Annotated in this window: 19 protein-coding genes and 1 pseudogene; 2 read left to right on the top strand and 18 right to left on the bottom strand. The window is 71.8% G+C overall.

Features of this window, described 5'->3' with window-relative positions:
• Positions 1 to 84 precede the first annotated feature (84 nt).
• The 5 genes and pseudogenes from GQF42_RS46375 to GQF42_RS37085 all read right to left on the bottom strand — a co-directional run.
• Positions 85 to 1230, bottom strand: a pseudogene (locus GQF42_RS46375) (lysylphosphatidylglycerol synthase domain-containing protein); the annotation flags it as partial.
• Positions 1231 to 1355: 125 nt separating this feature from the next.
• On the bottom strand, positions 1356 to 2612 hold the full coding sequence (locus tag GQF42_RS37100; RefSeq protein ID WP_407699516.1) for a class I SAM-dependent methyltransferase: 1257 nt from the start codon (positions 2610 to 2612) through the stop codon (positions 1356 to 1358).
• Entirely contained in the window at positions 2609 to 3772 is a 1164-nt protein-coding gene (locus tag GQF42_RS37095; RefSeq protein ID WP_158931036.1) for a glycosyltransferase family 4 protein, read from the bottom strand. The genes GQF42_RS37100 and GQF42_RS37095 overlap by 4 nt, the downstream gene beginning before the upstream one ends.
• Positions 3773 to 3786: 14 nt before the next feature.
• Positions 3787 to 4185, bottom strand: coding sequence for a 6-pyruvoyl trahydropterin synthase family protein (locus tag GQF42_RS37090; protein ID WP_158927267.1), 399 nt, complete (start codon positions 4183 to 4185; stop codon positions 3787 to 3789).
• Positions 4186 to 4301: 116 nt separating this feature from the next.
• Positions 4302 to 5285 carry a zinc-dependent alcohol dehydrogenase gene (locus GQF42_RS37085; protein ID WP_158927265.1) on the bottom strand — a complete coding sequence of 328 codons (984 nt, stop codon included), beginning with the start codon at positions 5283 to 5285 and terminating at the stop codon, positions 4302 to 4304.
• Between the two features lie 107 nt (positions 5286 to 5392).
• Here GQF42_RS37085 and GQF42_RS37080 point away from each other — a divergent pair, with 107 nt between their 5' ends.
• Positions 5393 to 6154: a CDP-alcohol phosphatidyltransferase family protein gene (locus GQF42_RS37080; protein WP_158927263.1), complete on the top strand. Its 762-nt coding sequence runs from the start codon at positions 5393 to 5395 to the stop codon at positions 6152 to 6154.
• A 68-nt stretch (positions 6155 to 6222) separates the two neighbouring features.
• Here the strand turns inward: GQF42_RS37080 and GQF42_RS37075 are convergent, their stop codons facing one another.
• The 11 genes from GQF42_RS37075 to GQF42_RS37025 form a co-directional block, all read right to left on the bottom strand.
• Positions 6223 to 6933, bottom strand: a complete 711-nt coding sequence (locus GQF42_RS37075) for a YcnI family copper-binding membrane protein (RefSeq protein ID WP_158927261.1) — start codon at positions 6931 to 6933, stop codon at positions 6223 to 6225.
• Between the two features lie 58 nt (positions 6934 to 6991).
• Positions 6992 to 7606 carry a hypothetical protein gene (locus GQF42_RS37070; protein WP_158927259.1) on the bottom strand — a complete coding sequence of 205 codons (615 nt, stop codon included), beginning with the start codon at positions 7604 to 7606 and terminating at the stop codon, positions 6992 to 6994.
• Positions 7607 to 7657: 51 nt separating this feature from the next.
• On the bottom strand, positions 7658 to 7927 hold the full coding sequence (locus tag GQF42_RS37065; protein WP_158927257.1) for a hypothetical protein: 270 nt from the start codon (positions 7925 to 7927) through the stop codon (positions 7658 to 7660).
• Between the two features lie 246 nt (positions 7928 to 8173).
• On the bottom strand, positions 8174 to 9538 hold the full coding sequence (locus tag GQF42_RS37060; protein WP_158927255.1) for a GH1 family beta-glucosidase: 1365 nt from the start codon (positions 9536 to 9538) through the stop codon (positions 8174 to 8176).
• A 29-nt stretch (positions 9539 to 9567) separates the two neighbouring features.
• Positions 9568 to 10407, bottom strand: coding sequence for a carbohydrate ABC transporter permease (locus tag GQF42_RS37055; protein ID WP_158931032.1), 840 nt, complete (start codon positions 10405 to 10407; stop codon positions 9568 to 9570).
• Between the two features lie 13 nt (positions 10408 to 10420).
• Positions 10421 to 11407, bottom strand: coding sequence for a carbohydrate ABC transporter permease (locus GQF42_RS37050; RefSeq protein WP_158931034.1), 987 nt, complete (start codon positions 11405 to 11407; stop codon positions 10421 to 10423).
• A gap of 8 nt (positions 11408 to 11415) precedes the next feature.
• On the bottom strand, positions 11416 to 12732 hold the full coding sequence (locus GQF42_RS37045; protein ID WP_158927253.1) for an ABC transporter substrate-binding protein: 1317 nt from the start codon (positions 12730 to 12732) through the stop codon (positions 11416 to 11418).
• Positions 12733 to 12964: 232 nt separating this feature from the next.
• Positions 12965 to 13123: a hypothetical protein gene (locus tag GQF42_RS37040; RefSeq protein WP_158927251.1), complete on the bottom strand. Its 159-nt coding sequence runs from the start codon at positions 13121 to 13123 to the stop codon at positions 12965 to 12967.
• 283 nt (positions 13124 to 13406) lie between these two features.
• Positions 13407 to 14822, bottom strand: a complete 1416-nt coding sequence (locus GQF42_RS37035; protein ID WP_158927249.1) for a (2,3-dihydroxybenzoyl)adenylate synthase — start codon at positions 14820 to 14822, stop codon at positions 13407 to 13409.
• Positions 14823 to 14987: 165 nt separating this feature from the next.
• On the bottom strand, positions 14988 to 15488 hold the full coding sequence (locus tag GQF42_RS37030; protein WP_158927247.1) for a DUF3592 domain-containing protein: 501 nt from the start codon (positions 15486 to 15488) through the stop codon (positions 14988 to 14990).
• Between the two features lie 227 nt (positions 15489 to 15715).
• Positions 15716 to 19000 (bottom strand): GH92 family glycosyl hydrolase, encoded by a 3285-nt coding sequence (locus GQF42_RS37025; RefSeq protein WP_233273614.1) that lies wholly within the window; start codon positions 18998 to 19000, stop codon positions 15716 to 15718.
• 601 nt (positions 19001 to 19601) lie between these two features.
• Here GQF42_RS37025 and GQF42_RS37020 point away from each other — a divergent pair.
• On the top strand, positions 19602 to 20459 hold the full coding sequence (locus GQF42_RS37020) for a helix-turn-helix domain-containing protein (protein WP_158927243.1): 858 nt from the start codon (positions 19602 to 19604) through the stop codon (positions 20457 to 20459).
• A gap of 27 nt (positions 20460 to 20486) precedes the next feature.
• On the opposite strand, the gene GQF42_RS37015 is transcribed toward GQF42_RS37020, so the two are convergent.
• Together GQF42_RS37015 and GQF42_RS37010 are read right to left on the bottom strand one after the other, a co-directional pair.
• Positions 20487 to 20939, bottom strand: a complete 453-nt coding sequence (locus GQF42_RS37015) for an NUDIX domain-containing protein (RefSeq protein WP_158927241.1) — start codon at positions 20937 to 20939, stop codon at positions 20487 to 20489.
• 32 nt (positions 20940 to 20971) lie between these two features.
• A complete protein-coding gene (locus GQF42_RS37010) occupies positions 20972 to 22258 on the bottom strand; it encodes an MAB_1171c family putative transporter (RefSeq protein WP_158927239.1) in 1287 nt (428 codons plus the stop codon).

Raw genomic sequence — 22258 nt, 5'->3', positions numbered from 1 at the left:
CCAGCGGGCGAGGAGCACGACGGCGCCGGGCAGGCTCGCCACGAAGCTGAGCACGCCGTACACCACGGCGACGGCGACTCCGCTGCTCGCACCGAGTCCCGCGGCGCCGAACGCCCAGGCGGTGACGCCCTCGCGGGGGCCGAATCCGCCGACGTTCAGCGGCAGTCCCATGGCGACCAGGGCGAGGACCGCGAGCGGGACCAGCACCGCGACGGGGGCGGCGCAGCCGGTGACCCGGGCCGCGACGACGAACGTCGCCAGGTGTCCGGCCAGGATGACGGCGGAGGCCAGCGCGACACCGGGCCCGGTCTGCCGCGAGAGCAGCCCCTGCCGGGCCTCGCCGAGGAGGCTGTGCAGCGGGCCGTGGCGTCGGGTGGGCGCACGGTTCATGCGCAGGGCGGCGACGACGGCGAACGCTCCTGCGGCGGCCAGGGCGGCGAGCGGAGCGACGTTGCGCGCGTCGTCGCGTACCGGCGAGGGCAGGACCAGCAGCGCCGCCGCGCCGAACACGGCCAGCGCGATCTGCCCGGCAACGCGCTCCAGGACCACCGCCTTCACCGCGCGCCGCAGATCGCCGGCGCTCTGCCCGTGCCGGACCGCCCGGTGCACATCGCCCAGGACCCCGCCGGGCAGCGCCGCGTTCAGGAACAGCGCGCGGTAGTAGTCGGCGACGGCGGACCCCAGCGGCAGCCGGATCCGCAGCCCCCGGGCCACCAGGTGCCAGCGCCAGGCGCTCAGCACGGTGGTGACCCCGCCGATGCCCAGGGCGGCCAGCAGGGACTCGGTGTCGATACGGCGCAGCCCGTCGAGCAGCGCACCGGTCCCCAGCCGCCACAGCAGCACACCGAGGATGACCGCACCGGCGAGGGTCCCGAGGTGGGCACGCAGGGTACGGGGGCCGCGGCGACGGGAGGCGGGCGCCTCCCCCGACGTTGGTGCGGACACGGATCCAGGCTCGGACGCGGGGGCGTGGGCCGGCACGGGCGCGGTGGGTGAGGTGTGCGCGGGCGCGGTGGGTGAGGTGTGCGCGGGCGCGGTGGGTGAGGTGTGCGCGGGCGTGAACGCGGCGCCGTGGGCCGGGACTTCCGACGGCGCGCCGCCGCCGGCACCGACCTGCGGCTCCGCCTCCGCACCGCGCACGCGCGCGTGTGCGGTATCGCCGGGCGTTCCGCCCGCCCGCTCACCGACTCCCCCGGCCCGAACCGCATCCGCCGACGCCGAACCGCCCATGCCGGCCGCCTGCCCGGCATCCGCACCGCGCACCCGCGAGCGCCGCGGGCCGGAAGGCGTTGCGCCCGCGCGTGGGTCGGCTCCCGTGGTCCGGGATGCCCGGTCCGTTGCCGTCGTTCGGGCCGTCATGTCGTGCCGCCCCTCGGCCGGGGCAGGGCCAGCAGATCGCTGTGGTGGACCATCACCCGCAGTTCGCCGGCCGCGCAGGCGGCGAGGCGCGCGCGCAGATAGCGCGCGGCGCGGTCGCGCAGCGCGGGCCGCTGCTCCACGGCTGCGCCCACCCAGCCGCGCAGCCACTGTTCGGTGAGCGCGGCCTGCTCCGGGCCGAGGCGCCACGGGCTCGGATGCACGCGTACCGCCGCCCCGCGCGCGGCGAACGCCTCGCAGGTCGCGGTGACCGCGTCCGGGCCGAGCAGTCCGGCGCGCCGCTGATGGTCGTTGAACGCCTCGGCGATCTCGGCGTCCAGCGGGTCGGCGGGAGTGAGTTCGACGCGTCCGGCGACGGACAGCGTGAGCAGAGCGGGGCAGCCCGCACCGGTGCACGCGTCGACGAGGGTGCCGACCTCTTCGCGGGTGAGGACGTCGAGCAGCGCGGAGGCGGTGACCAGCGAGGCGCCACCGAGCGCCTCCGGGGTCAGCCGGGCCACGTCCGCGCGCCGGGTCTCGACGGTGACCCGGCTGCCGTCGGCGGCGGAGCGCGGGGAGGCCGCGGCCGCGAAGTGCAGGAGGTAGGGGTCGCGGTCGTGCAGGACCCAGTGCTGGGCGCCGTCGAGGCGGGGTGCGAGCCAGCGGCCCATCGAGCCGGTGCCGCAGCCCAGGTCGTGCACGGCCAGTGCGCCGGTGCGGCCCGGCAGGTTCGTCAGCCGGATCCTGAGCGGGTCCAGCAGGTCCTGCGCGCGGGCGGCCGCGTCGGCCGGTTCCCGCAACTGCAGCCACTCGGGCGCGTACCGGGGCGGTTCGTCGGGGTCGGGGTCGGAGTCGGAGTCGCGCAGCCGTACGGTGGCCCGCTCGCCGGGACGCCCGACGGGCCCGGCTCCGGCGACGACCGAGAGCACCGAGTCGGCGGCGGCCGCGGGACCTCCGCTCCGGGCGGCATCCACAACGGACGGGGCTGCGGCGGGCGTTCCGGCGCGCGGGCCGTCCGCCCCGACGCCCCCCTCGTCCGTCTCCTCCCCGGGGCGGGCCTCGGTCGTCGCGGGCCCCTCGCCCCCGCTCCCCCGGCCCGCGCGGGCCGCTGCGTGCACAGCGTCATGGTCCACGCCGATCCCGGTCGGCTCCGTCGCGTCCTCGTTCTCGCTGCGCCGCATCGACTCCGCCTTCCTGGGCCGGGGTTGGGCCGGGATCGCGGCGGCGCCGTGCGTCACGGTGTTGCGCCTGGTCATGCCACCCTCCTCGGGGCCTCGGGGAGCCGGCCGAGCACAGCGGCCAGGCTGCGGGCGGTGGTGGCCCAGCCGTCGAGGGCGGCGCGGCGGGCCCGGGCGGCGGCCTTGAGGCGGCGGCGTACGTCGGGCTCGCCGAACCAGCCGCGCAGTTCGGCGGCGAGCGCGGCGGGGTCCTCCGGCGGGACGAGGATGCCGGGCACGCCGCCGTCGGGGGCCCGGCCGACGGCCTCCGGTACGCCGCCGACGTCGGTGGCGAGGACGGGGATGCCGCGGGCCAGGGCCTCGGTCACCGCCATGCCGTAGGTCTCGGCGTAGGAGGTCAGGACCGTCAGGTCGGCGGCGGCGTAGACGGCGTCGAGGTCGGCGCCGGAGCGCGGCCCGGTCAGGTGCAGACGGTCGGTCAGGCCGTGGCGGGCGATGAGGGCGCGCAGCCGGGCGACGTACTCGGGGTCCTGGCCGAGGCCGCCGACGCACTCGCAGGTCCACGGCAGGTCCCGGACGGCCGCGAGCGCCTCCACGAGCCGGTGCTGGCCCTTGCGCGGGGTCACCGCGGCCACACACAGCAGCCGGGAGACGCCGTCGGTGCCGGGGGCGAGGGGCGCGATGTCGGCGCCGGGTGCGGCGACGTGCACCCGGTCGGGGGCGAGGCCGTGGTGCGAGACGAGCCGGCGCACGGCCCAGTCGCTGGTCGCGATCACGGCGGGCGCGGCCCGCAGCACGGCCCGTTCGCGGGCGTCGAGGTCGGCGGCGACGGCCGGGGCGAGGCCGGTCTCGTCGCCGAGCGGCAGATGGACGAGCACGGCGAGGCGCAGCCGGTCGGCGTGCGGGGTGACGATCTCGGGGACACCGCAGGCGACGAGCCCGTCGAGCAGGACGACCGCGTCGTCCGGCAGGTCCCGCAGGGTGCGGGCGAGCCGGTCGCGGGCGGGCCGGTCGGGACGCGGCCAGGTGCCGGGCGCACGGTGCCGGGTGACCTGCCAGCCGAAGCCGGGCAGGTCCAGGCAGACCCGGCGGTCGTAGGCGTTGCCGCCGCTGGGCGCGGCCGGGTCGTCGACGCCGCCGGGCAGGACGAAGTGCACGGTGCGCAGGGACATGGGGGTGACTCCGGCGCTCTCGGCGGCGGGCTGTGCCGGCACGTAGGACAGGCGGGCCTGCTGCATGGTCGTCGTCCCGGTCACAGGCCACGCTCGTAACTCGCCCAGGCGATGTGCGACTCGTGCAGGGTGACGGTCATCCCGGCGAGCCCCTTGGCGCCTTCACCGAGCGCGCCCCGGTGGATGCGGGCGGCGAGCCGGTCGGCGATCACCTTGGCGAGGAACTCGGTGGAGGTGTTGACACCGGCGAACTCCGGTTCGTCGTCGAGGTTGCGGTAGTTCAGCTCGGCCGTGATCAGGCGGAGTTCCTGGGTGGCCAGGCCGATGTCGACCACGATGTTGTCCTGGTCCAGCTGTTCGCGGCGGAATGTGGCGTCCACGAGGAAGGTGGCGCCGTGCAGTCGCTGCGCGGGCCCGAACACCTCGCCGCTGAAACTGTGGGCGATCATGATGTGATCGCGGACGGTGATGCTGAACAACGGACGACCCTCCAGGTGCGGCGCGTCTGGTCCCCCGGACGGTGCCTGTCCGGGGATGACGTGTAGTACGGCTCTTCGCTTCCCCGTGTTCAGCCCTCTCTCACTCTTTTCTCAGGTCAGACCGCCTCGGCATACCGGATCCGGTGGCACAGGGCCGGGATCCGGCCGGTGGCGAGCTTGGGCATGACGTCGGGGAGTTGCTCGAACGCGCTCTCACCGGTGATGAGCGCGTCCAGGGCCGGGTCGGCGAGCAGGTCGAGGGCGAGTGCCATCCGGTCGGCGTAGTCGCGGCCGGCGCGGGCTGCCGGGGAGACGGTGCCGACCTGGCTGCTGCGCACGGTGAGCCGACGGGAGTGGAATGCCTCGCCGAGCGGCAGGCTCACGCGCCGGTCGCCGTACCAGCTCAGTTCCACGACCGTGCCCTCGGGGGCGAGGAGCTGCAGGGCGCGGGTGAGGCCGGTTTCGGTGGCGCTGGCGTGGACGACGAGGTCGCAGCCGCCGCGGGCGTCCTCGGGTGTGGCGAAGTCGACGCCGAGTGCCTCGGCGGTCCTGGCGCGGGCGGGGTCGGCGTCGACGAGCTGGAGGCGGACGCCGGGGAACCGGGCGAGCAGGGCGGCCACCGAGCAGCCGACCATGCCGCCGCCGACCACCGCGATCCGGTCGCCGATCAGCGGGGCGGCGTCCCACAGGGCGTTCACGGCGGTCTCCACGGTCCCGGCGAGCACGGCCCGGGCGGCGGGCACCGACTCGGGTACGACGGTCACGGCGCTCACTGGAACGACGTAACGGCTCTGGTGCGGATACAGGCAGAAGACCGTGCGTCCGATCAGCTCAGCCGGGCCCTGTTCCACCTTGCCGACGCTGAGATAGCCGTACTTGACCGGGCCGGGGAAGTCGCCGTCCTGGAACGGCGCCCGCATCGCGGCGTGTTGGCTCTCGGGCACCTGGCCGCGGAAGACGAGTGTCTCGGTGCCGCGGCTCACCCCGGAGTACAGGGCGCGGACCAGGACCTCGCCTTCGGCGGGTGCCGCGAGGGTGACGTCGCGCAGTTCCCCGTGACCGGGCGACCGCAGCCAGAACGCGCGGGCCGAGCGGTTCATCGGCATCCTCCTGAACATTAGGCAAGTTGTTCACGTACCGAGAAGTGCACAGGCCGCGCACAGTACGCGGCGTTGATCGACTCTGTCACTCGGCCGGAGGGTGTGCGGTGGCCCTGAACAACACGTATGACGCGAGGCTTCAGCAGGAGACCGCTGTGGGAGCGGGCGTACAGGTCCTGCTGCTGGCCCTGCTCGGCACGGCGATAGGCATGGGGCCGGCCGGCTGGCTGACGGGGCTCGCGTTCGCGTTCGCCACCTGGGCCGTGCTGGCTCGGGCACTGCACCGCTCGCGCCTCAGTTCCTTCGGGCCGGCCAACCGGGTCACGTTCGGCCGGGCGACCCTGGTCGGCGGGGTGACCGCGCTGGTCGCGGACTCCTTCGAGAGCGCCCCGCCGGTGACGCTGATGGTGGGGCTGACCGCGGTCGCCCTGCTGCTGGACGGCGTGGACGGCAAGGTGGCCCGCCGCACGGGTACGTCGACGGCTCTCGGCGCGCGTTTCGACATGGAGGTCGACGCGTTCCTGATCCTGGTGCTGAGCGTCTACGTCGCCATGCAGCTGGGTCCGTGGGTGCTGCTGATCGGCGCGATGCGCTACGCGTTCGTCGCCGCCGCCCGCCTCGCCCCGTGGCTGAACGCCCCGTTGCCGCCGTCCTTCGCCCGCAAGACGGTGGCCGCGGTGCAGGGCATCGCCCTGCTCCTGGCGGGCGCCGAGCTGCTGCCGCGCCCGGCGAACCTCGCGATCGTGCTGCTGGCGCTGGGCTCCCTGGTGTGGTCCTTCGGCCGCGACGTGCGCTGGCTGTGGCGTGCGTCGCGGACGTCGGCGCAGGTCCCGACCGAGGCGCCGGTCCTGGAACTGGCGGCACGCTGAGCGAACCGCCGCCAGAGGGAAGGGCCCGGACCGGGATGCCGGTCCGGGCCCTTCCCCCTGCATGTGATCTACGACTGCGGCTTGCGGCTCCGGACGAGCGCGAAGGCGGCCGCCGCGAGGCCGAGGACGCCGACGACCAGGCCGGCGATGCCGAGCCCGCGGGCCGTGGAGTCGCTGGAGCCGGACGCCTGGGCGGTGGCGGCGGCGCTCTTGGCAGGGGCCGGGGCGGCGCTCGCGTCACCGGCGGTCAGCTTGAGCACCGGGGCCGGGTTCTCCGGCTCGTCGGCGCCGGTGGGCTCCTCGATCCAGCGGACGATCTTGCCGTCGGAGTAGGTCTGGAGCGTCTTGAAGGCCAACTGTCCGGTGTCGTCGGGCAGTTGGCCGAAGGCGACGTTGAAGTCCTCGTACTGTCCGGCGCCGATCTTCCCGCCCGTGAACGTGATCTCGGAGGCGGCCTCGGTGATGGTGCCGTCGTCGGTCTTGACCGGCGTCTTGAGCTTGGTGGTGGTGACCTTGGCGCTCCAGCCGTCCTGCGGGTGGACCAGCACGCCGAGGACGGGGTGGTCGGTGGGCAGGAAGACCTCGACCTTGGTGGTGGTGGCGTTGTCCTCCTCATTGGGGACGCGGAAGGTCAGGACGCCGTCGGTGGCGCCCTTGGCGTAGCTGTCGGGGTGGACGGTGACGTGCGCGAACGCGGCACCGGCGGTGAGCAGGACGGTGGCGGCGGCGCCGGCGGTGACGGTCGCGGCGCGGCGCAGGGCCGGGTGTGCTGCGGACATGGGTGAGTCGGTCTCCGTACGAGAGGTGTGGTGGTACGAGAGGTGTGGAGCATCCGGGTCAGATCGAGTACGGGACCGGGTGCGGGGGGCCGCGCCGGCCGACCGCGTGCCGCAGCGGGGTCCGGCGGGGTGGTGCGGGGTCGGCCGGGACGCGTACGGGGCGCGGGGCGGGAGCGGGCAGCGGGGCGCCGTGCCACCAGGCGGCGAGGCCGGGGACGAGCGTGGCGGTGCGGCGCAGCAGCGACCACAGGGCGGCCTCGCCGCGCCGTAGCCACCAGGAGGCGGCCAGTGCGGCGAGAAAGTGGGTGGCAGTGGCGTGCGCGGTGAGATGCGGGGCCCCCGGGTGGACGTGCATCGCGGCCATGTCGTGGGCATGCACCGCGGCCATACCGTGGCCGGACGTGGTGACACGCCCTGTGGTGCGGTGGGCGGCGTCGAAGCCGGCGTGCAGGGCGGCCTGGGTGAGCAGCATGGCGGCGCCGATCCCGGCGAGCGACCGCTCCCGTCTGCCGAGGACCCAGCCGAGCGCGAACACGCCGAGGAAGCCCGCCGCGTCCGCCCACAGCGGTGGCATGTCGCCCATGGCGAGCCCGTGCCCGGCCGCGGCGAGCAGCACGCACACCGCGGCGAACACCGCGGCCCGCAGACCTCTCACCGCCGGGGACGCGCTCATGGAGAGGGAGTCTCCCACGGTGAGGGGATACGTGGGGCAGGGGTGTGGTGTTCAGGTGCCGTGCCGCGCCCCGGACGGCACCGGCCCCGCCGTCGGCAGGGCGCCCGTCGCCGTGGTGCCGACGAGTTCGAGCAGGCCCGCGGCGAAGGCCGGGGCGTCGGTGGGAAGCCCCAGCCGCCCCGGCTCCGCCAGGGCTTCGCCGTACGCCGTACCGGTCGGCGAGGGCCCGGCCCGCCACGAACGGTCCCTGCCCGTGCCCGCAACGGGGACGGGGCGGTCACGGGGCGGCAGGCTCCCGGTTCCTCGCGGGGCGTTCGGCACGTCGTACGGCTCCCGCCGCCGTCACGGCGGGCCGGTGGCCGGCAGGGCCGTGGTGGTGAAGGCGGCGAGCAGGGTGCACGGGACGCGAGGGGACGGCATGCGGTTCTCCTTGCGGGGCGGAGGCGCACGTGCCGCTCTCCGTCCCGGGCGTGCGAATGTCGCATACATGACATTCGACATGCGCGGTGTGGCCGGGAGACCGGTGGGCACGGGTCTCCCTTCCCGTGCCCACCGGCCGGCCCCGGGTCAGGCGGCCCGGCGGCCCCGGCCGCGGTGGACACGGACGATGTCCGCGTACCGGTGGCCGCTGCCCTTGATGGTGCGCACCTGGGTGCGGTAGTCGACGTGAATCAGGCCGAAGCGCTTGGCGTAGCCGTACGCCCACTCGAAGTTGTCCAGCAGCGACCAGGCGAAGTAGCCGGCGAGCGGGGCCCCCTTGCGGGCGGCGGAGGCGCAGGCGGCGAGGTGCCGCTCCAGATACTCCTGGCGCTCGGGGTCGTCCACGCTGCCGTCGGGGCGGACCACGTCTTCGAAGGCCGAGCCGTTCTCGGTGACGTAGATCTTCCGGGCGCCGTACTCCTCGGTGAGCCTCAGCAGCAGGGTCTCGATGCCGCTCGCGTCGATCTCCCAGTCCATGCCGGTACGCGGGACGCCCTCACGGCGCACGGCACGCACGTACGGCGGCGGGCCGTCGGGGGCGTCGGCGACGTAGGCCGGGAAGTAGTAGTTCAGGCCGAGCCAGTCCAGGTCCGTCGCGATCGTGTCCAAGTCACCTGTCTGGACGGGGAGTTCGACGCCGTATGTCTCCACCATGTCGGCGGGGAAGCCGCGGCCGTGCACCGGGTCGAGCCACCAGCGGTTGACGTGGCCGTCCTGGCGGCGGGCCGCCTCGACGTCCTCGGGGCGGTCGGTGGCCGGATACACGGTGGAAAGGTTGTTGACGATGCCGACCTGGGCGCCGGGGGCGGCGGCGCGTACCGCCTGCGCGGCCAGGCCGTGGCCGAGGAGCAGGTGGTAGGAGGCGCGCACGGCGGCAGCCGGATCGGTCCAGCCGGGCGCCATCTTGCCCTCGAGGTGGCCGATCCAGGCCGAGCAGGACGGCTCGTTGAGGGTCGCCCACAGCTTCACCCGGTCCCCGAGGCGGGCGGCGACGGCCGAGGCGTATTCGGCGAGCGCGAAGGCGGTGTCCCGCTCCGGCCAGCCGCCCCGGTCCTGCAGCGCCTGCGGCAGGTCCCAGTGGTAGAGCGTGACCGAGGGGGTGATGCCCGCCTCCAGCAGGCCGTCCACCAACTCGTCGTAGAACGCGAGACCCTTGGGGTTGACCGGCCCGGTGCCCGCGGGCAGCACGCGTGGCCAGGCCACGGACAACCGGTAGGCGTCGACGCCGAGTTGCCGCATCAGGGCGATGTCCTCGCGCCAGCGGTGGTAATGGTCGCAGGCGACGTCACCGGTGTCGCCGTTCGCGGTCTTCCCCGGGATGTGCGAGAACGTGTCCCAGATCGAGGGCGCACGGCCGTCCTCGGCAACGGCCCCCTCGATCTGGTACGCCGCTGTGGCCGTACCCCACAGGAAGTCGTGCGGGAAGGCGGCGAGGTCGATGCGTTCGGACACGGAAGTCCCTTCGGAATGCGGGGTGTTGGTCACTTGACGGCACCTGCCGTCAGCCCGGCGACGAGATAGCGCTGCAGCAGCAGGAACCCGGCCACCACGGGCACGCTGACGACCAGCGAGGCGGCCATGATCTGGTTCCAGTAGACGTTGTTGAGGGTGGAGTAGCCCTGGAGGCCGACGGCCAGGGTGCGGGTGGTGTCGTTGGTCATCACGGACGCGAAGAGCACCTCGCCCCACGCGGTCATGAAGGCGTAGACGGCGACCGCGACGATGCCGGGGATCGCGGCCGGTACGACGATCCTGAGCAGCGCGCCGAGCGGGCCGCAGCCGTCCACCAGCGCCGCCTCGTCCAGGTCGCGCGGCACCGAGTCGAAGTAGCCGATCAGCATCCAGATGGAGAACGGCAGCGAGAAGGTGAGGTAGGTGAGGATCAGCCCGCCGCGGGAACCGAACAGGGCGATGCCGGTGGCGTTGCCGATGTTGACGTAGAGCAGGAACAGCGGAAGCAGGAAGAGGATGCCCGGGAACATCTGCGTCGACAGCACGGTCACCGTGAACACGCGCTTGCCGCGGAATTCGTAGCGGCTGACGGCATAGGCGGCGAAGACCGCGATGACCACCGAGCAGACGGTCGCCGCGCCCGCCACGATCAGCGAGTTCACGAAGTAGCGGGCGAGCGGGACCGTCGACCAGATGTCGATGTACGGCCGGATGGTCAGCCCGCTGGGCAGCCAGCGGAACTTGCCGGTGACGTCCGCGAGCGGCTTCAGCGAGCTGGAGATCATCACGTACACCGGGATCAGTACGAAACCGGTGAGCAGGGTGAGGAAGATCCGCCGCGACCAGGTGAACGAACGCGACGGCGCCATGGGCGAGTCGGTGCTAGCCATCGGAGGCCCTCCGTCCGCGCGAGGTGACGAGCAGGTAGGTGCCGGTGACGACGAGCAGGAACAGCAGCAGCAGGACGGACATCGCCGAGCCGGTGCCGAAGTTCCAGGTGACGAACGAGGCCTGGTAGATGTGGACCGAGATGAGGTCGGCGGCGTCCGGGGCGGACCTGCCGAACAGCACGTACGGCGTGTTGAAGTCGTTGAACGTCCACAGGAACAGCACCAGGACCAGTACCTGGTTGACCGGGCGCAGCGAGGGCAGGGTGATACGGCGGATCTGCTGCCAGGTCCCGGCGCCGTCCAGCGCGGCGGCCTCGTACAGCTCCCTCGGGATGTTCTGCAGGCCGGCCATCACGATGAGGAAGGCGAACGGCCAGCCCTTCCACACCGACACCGTCAGCAGCGCGTAGAAGCTGTTGTCTCCGATCAGCCAGAAGGAGGGCTTGCCGGTGAGGTGGAGCTGGTCGTGCAGGACGTGGTTCACCAGGCCGTTGTCGTGCTGGAACATGAACACCCAGGTGATGACGGCCGCGTACACGGGCAGCGCGTACGGCACCAGGAACAGGGCGCGCAGCAGACCCCGGCCGCGGAAGCTGTCCTGCATGAAGACGGCGGCGGCGGTGCCGATCAGCCAGCACAGGCCGACCGACAGCAGGGTGAAGCCGACGGTGACGAAGAAGGAGTGCAACAGCGCGTTGCCGACGGGCGCGTTGAAGTCCACCGACACCTTGTAGTTGCTGAAACCGGACCAGGGCGCGGTGCCCCAGTCGCGGATGTAGAACTGGGTCAGTTCCTTGAAGCTCATGATGATGCCGATGACCATCGGCACCAGATGGACCAGGAGTTCGAGCACGAGGGCGGGCAGGAGGAGCAGGTAGGGCAGGCCGGCCCGGCGGATCCGCCCGGTGCGGCGGCGCTCGCGCGTCGCCGCACCGGGGGAAGCCTCGCGCACCGGATCCTTGAAGGCGGTGGTCGTCATCGTCTCGTTCACGCCGCCGGCATCTGCTGCTGGGCCTTGTCCAGCGCGGCCTTGACCGAGTCGGTGGTCACCGCGCGCCCGGCGGCGGCATCCGCGAACAGGTCCTTGACGGCCGTACCGACCGCCGTCTCGAACTGCGACTCGGAGGCGACCTGTGGCAGCGCCGCCGCGGAGGTGGCGAGGGTGTTCTTGAGTACGGCGTTGGCCGGGGTGCCGAACGCCGCATCCGCCTGGGCGGACTTGACCGGCGGGATGGAGCTGTAGGCCTTGTTGAGGATCTTCTGCTCCTCGTCGGAGGTCATGAACTTCACGAACTGCGTGGCGCCGTCGAGGTTGTGGGTGTTCTTGAAGACGGCGAGGTTGATGCCGGCGACCATCGAGTTGACCTGGGTGCCGGTGCCGGGGGTGCCGGAGATCACCGGTACGGGCGCGATGCCGTAGGCGTCCTCGCTCATGCCCTGGGACTTGAGGTTGGCGGCGGCCGACTGCCACAGCAGCATCGCCTGCTTGCCCTTGGCGAAGTCGCTGACGGACTGGTTCTGCGCGTACTCGGCGTCGCCGGCCGGGATGACCTTGTCCTTGGCCATCAGGTCGACGTAACTCCTGACCGCGTCGACGACCTTGGGATCGGTGAAGTTCGGCTTGCCGTCGGCGGTGAAGAAGTCGGCGCCGTGCTGTTTGGCGAAGACGAAGACGTGGTGGATGTTCTCCGCCAGGCTCGCGCCCTCGGCCCCGAGCGCGGACTTGCCCTTGGCCTGGATCTTCTTGCCGTCGGCGACCAGTTCGTCCCAGGTGGCCGGGGGCCTCGCGATGCCGGCGTCGGCGAAGATCTTCTTGTTGTAGTAGAGGGCGTACGCCATCGAGTACAGCGGGACCGCGGCCGGGTCCTTGCCCGCCGCGCCGGTCGAGCCGAGCGCGGAGTCGACGAACCGGTCCTTGCCGCCGATCTTGGCGAGGTTCTTCGCGTCCCACGGCAGCAGCGCGCCGGTCGCCTGCAGCGAGGCGCTCCAGGTGTTGCCGATGTTGAGCACGTCCGGGCCCTGGCCGGAGGTGGTGGCGGTGAGGATCCGGTTGAGCAGGTCGGACCAGGGCACGACCTCCAGCTTCACCTTGATGCCGGTCTGCTTCTGGAACTTGGTGAGTTCGGGCCCCAGCACCTGCTGGTCGACGGCGATGCTGGCGCCCTGGTTGGAGGCCCAGTACGTCAGTGTCTTGGGTGAGTCGTTCGACCCGCCCCCGGTCGCGGAACCGCCGCCGCAGGCCGTGGCCGCGAGGGCGAGAGACAGGGTGACGGCGCCGGTGGCCGCGGCTCGGATTCTGCGCATGGCTCCTGGTGTCCCTTTCCGGGAGTCGAACTCCGAGGCCCGCCCCGGGAGCCGACACCGCGTCAGCGCGACTCCCGAAGGCTCCTCATGGCTTAATTTACGACGTGAGTTAAACCGCGTGAGCGACGTCCGTCAAGGGGTTGAGCACAGGTGACGGCAGTCGTGATGAACTCGATGACCGACAGGCCCGCCGAGCACGGCGGGCAGGGCGCCGTGCCCCGCCCGGCGGGAGTCAGCGGAGGGTCTTGCGCCAGGCGTACCGGCCGAGGAGGAACACGAACGGCACATATCCCGAGAAGACCGCCCAGATCCACAGCAGGGCGGCTTCCGCTCCTCCCCGGACGGTGCTGACGGCCACGTCGAGAAGGAGTGCCAGCAGCACGAACGCCACGCCGGCCATGTGTACCGCAAGTCGGACCACAGGCTCGTCGCCACCAAGACGGCGAGCGACAAGTACATGAGCGTCAAGAAGCTCGGATCCGGCGGGAACTACGTCGACGTCCGGATGGTCATGCATGCCTCCAACCCGTTCTGCAAGGGCCTCGGCACCATCAAGGGTGCGATCGACGGCACCCTCCAGATACACATGACCACGTCCGGGAACCGGGAGATCCGTTCCGGCAACCACCGCCTCATGCCGAACCACTACATCTGCATCTACGACGGCGGCCGGGTCACCGGCGTCTACACCCGCGAGGCCCTGGTCCGGGGCCCGGCCGATCCCGGCCACCGGACGTCCAGGCGTCGCGGAGACGGCCGGCCACCACCAGGTTGCCGTCCGGGGTGCGCCGCACGAGGTCGCCGGTGCGGAGGTACCCGTCGGTGGTGAAGGAGCGTGCGTTGTGGTCCGGCGCACGGTAGTAGCCCCGCGGCGTGTACGGGCCGCGGGCGAGGAGTTCGCCGGGCTCTCCGTCGGGCACGTCCTTGCCGTCGGCGTCGACGATGCGGATCTCGTCGTCGGGCGAGAGCGGACGGCCCTGGGTGGTCAGCACGGTCTCGTCCGGATCGGCAGGCCGGGTCACAGTGAGCGGCCCCTCGGCCCCGCCGAAGACCTGCTGCAGGCGACAGCCCTGTGCGGGACCTGCCGTCACGGTGGCCGCCCGGCGCAACGGCGCGCCGCCGACCTGCAGGAGCCGCAGACTGCTCACGTCGGCCCGGGCCGTGGGAAGTGCGTCGAGCCAGAGGCGGGCGACGGCGGAGGGCACCGACGTGACGGTGACCCGCTCTCGCCCGATGACCGGAAGGCACACGGCGGGTTCGGGGTTCCCGGCCAGGACGACGGTGCCACCGGCACAGAGGGTGCCGACGATGCCGGGGCAGCCGAAGGCGAGGTTGGACTCGGCGGGCAGCGCGGCGAGATACACGTCGTCCCCGGTGAGGGACACCACCTCGGCGGCGGCCCGAGCCTGGTAGGCGTAGTCGTTGTGGGTGCGCGGAACGAGCCGGGGCGCCGTGGTGCTACCGGCGGAGAGCAGGAAGAACGCCACCTGGCCGGCGCTCTGCGCGAGCGGGCGTTCGGGCGGGGCGTCGATGGAGCCCAGCGGGAAGTAGTGGCAGCCCGACGGGTCGGTGGACAGGCCGCCGTACGGGGACGCGGTGCCCGGCGCCTCATAGGTGAACACCCGCCGCAGGAAAGGACCTTGGGCCGCGAGGTCCGCGGCCATCGCCGTGTGGTCGAAGCCCTGGTACGTCGAGGGACCGACGTAGCCGACGGCCTCGGTGACCCGCACGATGTGGGACACCTCCGGCGCGCGGTGCGACAGCGGGCAGAGCACCGGGACGGCGCCGGCCCTCATCAGCGCGAACACGGTGACGACGAACTCGGGGACGTTCGGGAGCTGCACGACGACCCGCTGCCCGGGCCTGAGGCCGCGCAGCCGGAATCCGGCGGCCGTGCGGTCCACGCGGCGGTTCAGGTTCGCGTACGTGATGCGGGTCTCGCCGTGCACGAGCGCGGTCCGCGGTCCGTACTGCAGGGCTGCGTCGCGCAGCAGGTTGTCCAGTGTGCGGCCACGCCAGTGGCCCGCCGCCCAGTAGCGGTCGGCGAACTCCTCGGGCCAGGGGGTGCAGCCGTCGAGCAGGGATGCCATGTGCCTCTTTCCGTACCGGTTTCTGCGGCAACCCAATCCGGCAACACCTCTCTGCACAATGTGCTTTCCCGACGACGGATGCCGGGTTCCCTCGGTGGAAGGTCCAATGGGCGCTGCCGACCACCCCTGACAGAGGGCCGGACGCTGCTGTGCGCGGGCCGTCCCTCAACCGCGGATGCGGTCGGCGACGAGTGCTCCCGAGCCGGCCACGGCCAGCCCGAGACCGACGGTGAAGGTGAGCCACCGGTGCTCGATGAGATCCCAGGGGCCCCAGCGCAGGGCACCGGCCGCCTGGGCGTCGTCCGGGTCGGCGGGATCGTAGACGACGGTGGTGTGCACCCGCCCGTCGTCGCCGGCCGGGCCGCTCGGCACGTAGAGCGTGTGCGCGAGCCGGGGTTCCGCGACGTACTCGTCGAGACCCTGGGCGTCACGGAAGGTGAGCCACACGTTGGTCGTGGAGCATGTGGTTCCGCGGCCGGTCGAACAGGCCCGGGCGATGGAGGCGTCGCCGGGCACCCGGCGTCCGTGGGCACGGAGCGCGGAGATCCGGCTGTCGCCCTGGACCACCTCGGTGAGGGAGACCGCAAGGATGCCCGCCCCGATCACCGCCATCACCACCGCCGCCACGGTGCGGCTGCCTGTCCTCGTACGCCTGTCCGTCTGCATCCTCAAACGCTATGGCCCGGTGGGACAGCGGCACTGGACCGGGTCCAGACGGTGGCGACTCGTGCTCCGACCAGGGCCGAGCAGCCGCGCAACCCGGTCAACGACCGGTCGGTGTACGACCGGTCGTCCGGCACAGCCCCTGCCGATGGCCCCGCACGTCCGGCGGGCCGGCTCCCGTGGCTCGAGTCCCCGGGAACCGGCCCGCCGTCGTCAGTGTCCGCCGGGTCTCACTGGCCGAAGCCGTAGGCGAACAGGTGGTCGGAGCCGGTCGAGCCCGTCACGGGCAGGGTGATCGACGCCACCTGCTTGGACGCGTCGAGCGGGACCTTCGTGGCGAAGACGTACGTCTTCACGCCGTCCCGGCCACCGCTGCCGGTGTTCCGGTAGCCCGTCGTGACGGCCGTGGTGTCACCCGCGAGCGGCTTGCTCGAACCACCGTTGAGCGTCCAGTCCGAGAAGCCGACCGTCGCCTTCGACGTGGTGCCGTCGGTGTAGTTGACGGTCACCGTGCCCGAGACCCCGCTGCCGTCGGTCGGTGCGTTGGTCGCCGTGCCCAGCAGGCCCAGCGACGCGCCCGACGTGCCGGCGGGCATCGGGATGGTCTGGCCGGCTATCTCCAGGTTGTCCAGCTGACCGGGCGTCACGGCCGGCCAGGTGTAGGAGATGCCGTCGGCCGTGACGGTGGAGCCGCTCGTGACGCCGGCGGCCGAGAGCGCGTTCTGCGAGAACGCCCAGCCTCCGCTGTCGAAGCCGCCCGAGAAGCTCGTGCCGTCGGGGTAGATGCCTTCGTTGGTGTCGTACGGCCACAGCTCGCCGGCCTTGGCCACGGCCACGCGGAGGGCCGCCCCGCTCAGTGCCGCCCCGGTGCTGTGGTCGCTCAGCGCGAAGGCGACCGGGAACGTTCCTTCGCTCGCGCCCGCCGTCACGTGGAATTTCACCTCGGCGCTGCCGGAGGCGGGCACCTTCACCGAGCCGGAGACGGGGTCGAGCGTGGCGCCGGAGGGCACGGTCGCCTTCCAGTCCACGGTGACGTCCTTGCCGCCGAGGTTGGTGAGGGCGAGCGTGCCGTCACCGGACGCGCCCGGCTGGAGCACCAGGCCGTCGCTGGAGGGGCCGGTCGCGGCCAGCACACGGTCGCCGCCCGTGGTGTCCGACGGCGGCGCCGCCGACGGGCCGGACGCCCAGGACGTGTCGGGCTGGGTGCCGAGGGTGAAGTCGAGCGTGCCCGCGCCCTTGAACTGCTGGTAGGTCAGCCAGGAGGTGTTCCACTCCTTGCCCTTGACGTCGAGGGACTGCACGTACGGGGCCTCGGGTGCCGCCTGCGGCGCGTTGATCCGCACCGTCTTGCCGCCTGCGAAGGTCACCTCGGCCACCGGGAACACCGGGCTGCCGAGCGCCAGGGTGTCGGCGCCCGGGGTCTCGGGGTACATGCCCAGCTCGGACCAGACGTACCAGGAACTCATCGCGCCGAGGTCGTCGTTGCCGAACGAGCCGACCGGAGCGTTGAAGTACAGCTTCTGCTGGGCCTCGCGGACGGCCGCCTGGGTCTTCCACGGCCGGCCCGTGTAGTCGTACTCCCAGGGGATCTCCACGCTGGGCTCGTTGCTCAGGTTGGCGTTGGTGTTGCCGGGGTTCGTGATGTTGTCGAGCAGGCTGTCCAGGTAGGACGAGTACGCCTGGTCACCGCCGCGCGCCTGGATGAGCTGCTTCAGGTTGAACGGGACCATCGGCGTGTACTGGGCCGACGTGCCCTCCACGAAGCCGTTGGAGGTGCCCGGGGTGAAACCGCCGGCGAACTGGCCGTCCTTGTTCTTGGCCTGCATGTAGCCGGTCTGCGGGTTGAAGACGTTCATCCAGTCCTGGGCGCGGGTGGCGAACTTCTCGTAGACGGCCGTCCTGCCCAGCGCCTTCGCGAAGGCGGCGAGGGCGTAGTCGGCGGAGTCGTACTCCAGTTGCGTGGAGACCGGGCCGTAGAAGTTGCAGCAGCCGTAGTCGTTCTCGTCCAGCGGGAGGTAGCCCTTCGCGTCCCGCACCGACTCACCGGGGCGGTCGTTGTTCGCGGCGGTGGCCTCGTGCTGCAGGGCGGCGAGCGCCTTGTCCGTGTCGAAGCCGCGGGCGCCGAAGGCGTACGCGTCGGCGATGATGCCGGCGGCCGGGTCGCCGACCATGACGTAGCTCTCGCCGTTGTTCGAGGCCCACTTGGGCAGCAGGCCCGTCTGGTCGTAGCCGTTGAGCATCGAGGTCACTACGTCGCCGGCGACCTTGGGCTCGGCCATCGCCATCAACTGGGTCTGAGAGCGGTAGGTGTCCCAGCCCGAGTAGTTGGCGTACTGGGCCTGCTGGCCCCTGGCCAGCTTGTGGATCTGGTTGTCCATGCCCATGTACTGGCCGTTGTCGTCCGAGAAGACGTTCGGGTGCAGCAGCGCGTGGTACAGCGCGGTGTAGAACTGCACCTGCTGGTCGGTGGTCCCGCCGCCGATCCGGATCTTGTTCAGCACCGCGTTCCAGGCGTCGTGGTTCGCCTGCTCGACGGTGTCGAGGTTCCAGTTCCTGACCTCGGTGGCGAGGTTGTCCGCCGCGCCCGCGTCGCTGGTGTAGGAGACGCCGACCTTGGCCCGCACCGTCGGGTTGGCGGAGGTGTCGAACGTCAGGTACATGCCGTTGGCGCCTGTCGTGGGGGGCTCGGCGGACTTGCCGGCGCTTGCGTGCACGGTCGGGGACGGGGTCGCGGGAACGGTGAAGTGCTGTTCCCTGAGCGGCTTCGACGGGTGTGCCTGCGGGTTCTGCCGGGCCTTGCCCGCCTTCAGCGACGTCGCGCTGCGGTTGATGGTGCTGCCGGCCCAGGTGCCGCTCGCGGTGAACGGCTGGTCGAACTTGATGTCGAAGTGCAGGGTGTACCGGTTGTTCGCGCCGCAGAAGTGGCCGCTGTCGACCGCGCCGCTGATCTCCTTGTCGTTCACGACCTGGACACGGGTGCCGTCCACCTGCGTGGCACCGCCGCTGAGCTTGAAGAGCAGGTTCGCCTGCCGGCCCGCGGGGAAGGTGAAGCTGCCCAGGCCGGCGCGTGTGGTGTCGGTCAGCCGGGTCGTGACTCCGTTCGCGTCGGTGACCTTGTAATACCCGACACCCGTCTGCTCGTCGGCGTGGCCGAAGCCGACGGACGTGTCGCCGAGGTTGCCCGACAGGGCGCCGGTCACCGGCAGGATGGGCAGATCGCCCGCGACACTGCAGCCGGGTCCCGAGACATGGGTGAGGCTGAAGCCGGAGATCTTGTTGTCGTTGTACTCGTAGCCGCCGCCCTCGGGGCGGTTGGGCGTCGTGTCGGGACCCCACTGCACCATGCCGGCGGGCATGTCGGGGCCGGGGAAGGTGTCCACCTCTCCGGAGGTACCGATGAGGGGGTTGACGAGGGACGCGGGGTCTTTCACCAAGGCCGGTGGTGCGGCGGTCGCGGCATGGGCGGCGCCGATCGCGGGGAGCGGGAGTGCCGCGATGCCCAGGACGGAGATCACGGCCAGGCGTTGGCGGAGTCTTTTTCGGTTACGTGGCGCGGCTGAACGTCGGGGTCGGACCATCGGTTGCCTCCGCAGCGGTTCGTGCTTCGCACAGGTGCTGACGTGCCGAAGGACAGGGGCATCAGTGACAGGCAACGGTGCCGGTCGCCTCGGACGGCCTGACAACGTTGCCATACACGAGTGTCGAGTGAAACGCGTGGGCTTACGGCATGTCAACGAGGTCAACAGCACTTTCTGAGCGCGAAGTTCGCAGTCGGCGACTGCCTGCTCTCGCCGGCGACACGGCCAACGGTCCGATCGGGCACCGCCCCCTCGGCCACGCCGGCCGCGTCGCACAAGCGACGGGCAACGACACGGGGCGAGTTGCCGCCGCCCTGGACGACCACTCGAAGATCGCTCTCGCCCCGTGGGCGGGGAGCCGCTCGCGGCCGGCTCGACGGTTGTCCCAAGTCAGCGCGATGACGGGGGTGGTCGTTGCCGCCACCCCCGTGGACGGCAACGACCACACCTCGATCACCAGAAGGTGAAACTATCCCCTTTTAGTGATCTGATCAAGTGGCTAGAGTGGCCTGACCCGCCAATCTGATGGAGTACTTGCATGCCCGAGCGCACCTTCGACGGCAGTGAACTGCGCAACCGCCGCGTGCTCCTGCGCCAGTCCCAGTCCGAGTTGGGTGCGGTGCTGGGTGTGGGGACCAACGCGGTGTCGCGCTGGGAGACCGGTCAGGCCACTCCCCCGCCCGAGCGGCTTCCCGGCATCGCCGCGGCGCTCGACGCGGACCTCGACGACCTGTTTCCGCGCCTGGAGCCGCCCCACCTCGCGGACCTGCGATGCGACGCCGGCATGACGCAGGCGGACACCGTGGCGGTCACGAAGACCCGTTCGCCGATGTCGGTCCGCGCTGCGGAGCGCGGCAAGCGGCCACTGCCGGAGGCGTTTCACGAGCCGCTCGCCGACGCGTACGGCGTCACCGTCACGGAGTTGCTCGCCGCCCAGAAACGCAGCTTTGGTCACGTCGTGCCCGTGCGAGCCCCCACGGGGGCGTCGGCGGCCTCGGTGGCGCACAAGCTCGCGCACCTGCGGGACGACGTCTTCCAGGGTGCGCTGCCGTCGGACGCCGAAATCGCCGCCGAGGGCAACCGTAAAGCGGGCAGGCCCGTACTCACGGAGGCCGTGGTCGAAGCGTTGCGACTGGGAACGTACGCCGCGCTCTCGGACGAGATCCTCAATGCCCTGGCGCTGGCCCTCGACGTGCCGTCGGTGTTCTTCCGGAGCCCGGACCCCCAGATCGAGCAACTGGTGGTGTCGACGCGCGCCGTCCGGAACAGTTTCACGGTGGAGGCGGCGCGCGGCGGCGAGCACGAGATGCCCCCCGCCGCGCGGGCCGAACTCCTGGACTTCATCAGCAGCACGATGGCCGAGATCCTCGGCCCCGATTCCGGCCTGCCCGAGTAGGCTTCGCCGCTCTGCTGCCGCGCTCGGCTAGCGCGCGAACTCGCGGTACGTGGTGCTTCCCTCGGCGAGACAGGCCAGGGCCGCCTCCCAGACCGGCCGCACGGCGGGCGGGATCTCGTCCGGCCCGATCTCGTCCGGTGCGCTGAACCGGTAGTCGGTCAGCTCGCTCTCCTGCAGGACGATCGCGGCCCGCTGCTCCTCGCCGAGCACTCCGCCGTCGAAGACGAAGTAGATGTGGCTACCGGCCGGCGTCCGGACGAAGGCGCTCACCAGGAGCCGCCCGACCGCCTGGTCGATGCCGAGTTCCTCCAGCAGTTCACGGCGCGCCGCCTGGGCCGGCGTCTCACCCTCGTCGACGCCGCCGCCCGGGAGGTTCCAGCCCGGCTTGTAGCCGGGCTTGACGATCAGGAACCGGCCCTCGCCGTCCCGCAGGACTGCCGCGGCGGACATCGTGGGACGGTCGGGGTTGGGGGAAGTCATGTGCAAACCTCGGTGTTCTCGGTATCGGTTGCTCAACTGTGGCCGGTGGGCTGGCGGGTGAGCAGATTCAGGGCGTCGGAAGCTGTGGTGAGCCTGTAGGCGGATGCCAGGTTCCGCAGGTGGGTGACCTCCTCGCGCGGGGTGGCACCGGGGTCGAAGGGATACGGCGCGCTCGTGCCCGTCGACTCGGGCACGGGCTCGTCGACCGTGGACAACGCGGCGCGGATCCAGAGCGCTTCGGCCTGCACATCGGTGGCATGCTGCGGCCTGAGGTCGTTCTCGGCGCGCGCGAAGGCACGCTCGGCAAGGTCGTGAGGCGCGTGCCGTCGCAGCAGGAAGACCACGTCGCGGACGTCCATGGCGAATCGGTCCAGACGGGCCGGCAGTGACGGGTCCGGGCTGAAGAACAGGTCGCGGGCAGCATCGAGGCGTGCCGCCTTCGCCGTGACGCGGGTGAAGAGCGTGCTGGGGCGGTACCGGACGGCGTCCGGGAAGCGCAGTGCGAGCTGCCGCCAGAGAGGGGACAGCTCGACGAGGCTGCGCAGGGCGTGGTACCGCTCGCGTGCGGCGTGCGTCGCCGGTGCGATGGCGCCGAGGCCCCAGAGCAGAAAACACAGGTACAGGAGGGTGTCTGTCACCATCTCCTGCGTGTGTTCCGTGCCGTTCGAGACCCTGGAGAAGGTCACGACGAGGAGGAAGGCTATGCGGAGCACCGAGTAGACCGTCGTGATCACCATGGCGGTGGACATCATCCGCAGGCCGATGCGCAGGGAGCGGAACGGTGCGTCCTTGACGGCACCTCCCCACTGGACCGCGCACACTGTGGCAGCGACACCGGCGTACAGGTAGAACAGCCCCATGTACACGGCGACGGCCGCCCCGTCGTGGTACCGCGCGATGAAGTAGGGGGTGGACGTGTCGGGCTTGCCCAGCAGGAAGAAGAAGATCACCGCCATCACCAGGACGGTGGCCGCCGAAGCCCGGGTAGCGACGCGGTGGACGACGGCGGACAGCCGGACGGCACGGGACCGCTCGCCGTCCGGTCCTGCCGTGCGGTAGACCGCTGTGACGTAGCGCAGGATGACGCAGATGCCGATGATGGACAGGACGTGCTTCACGAAGTAGGCCAGGTCGGGCAGACCAAGGCTGTCCAGCACGGCATATCCTGCGCTGGTGCGGCTCAGCCATGCCGCGGCGAAGGCCACGAAGGCCCCCCACAGCGACCGGTCTCGCCGGTGGCCCCTGACGGCGGACTTGGCTCTCAGTCCGGCTTGTATGAGCAGCAGGCCCGCGATGAGGTAGGCCAGGAGGTCGGACAT

This window comes from Streptomyces broussonetiae, from assembly GCF_009796285.1.
GTDB classification, from domain to species: domain Bacteria; phylum Actinomycetota; class Actinomycetes; order Streptomycetales; family Streptomycetaceae; genus Streptomyces; species Streptomyces broussonetiae.
This window is presented reverse-complemented; position numbering and strand designations above follow the sequence as displayed.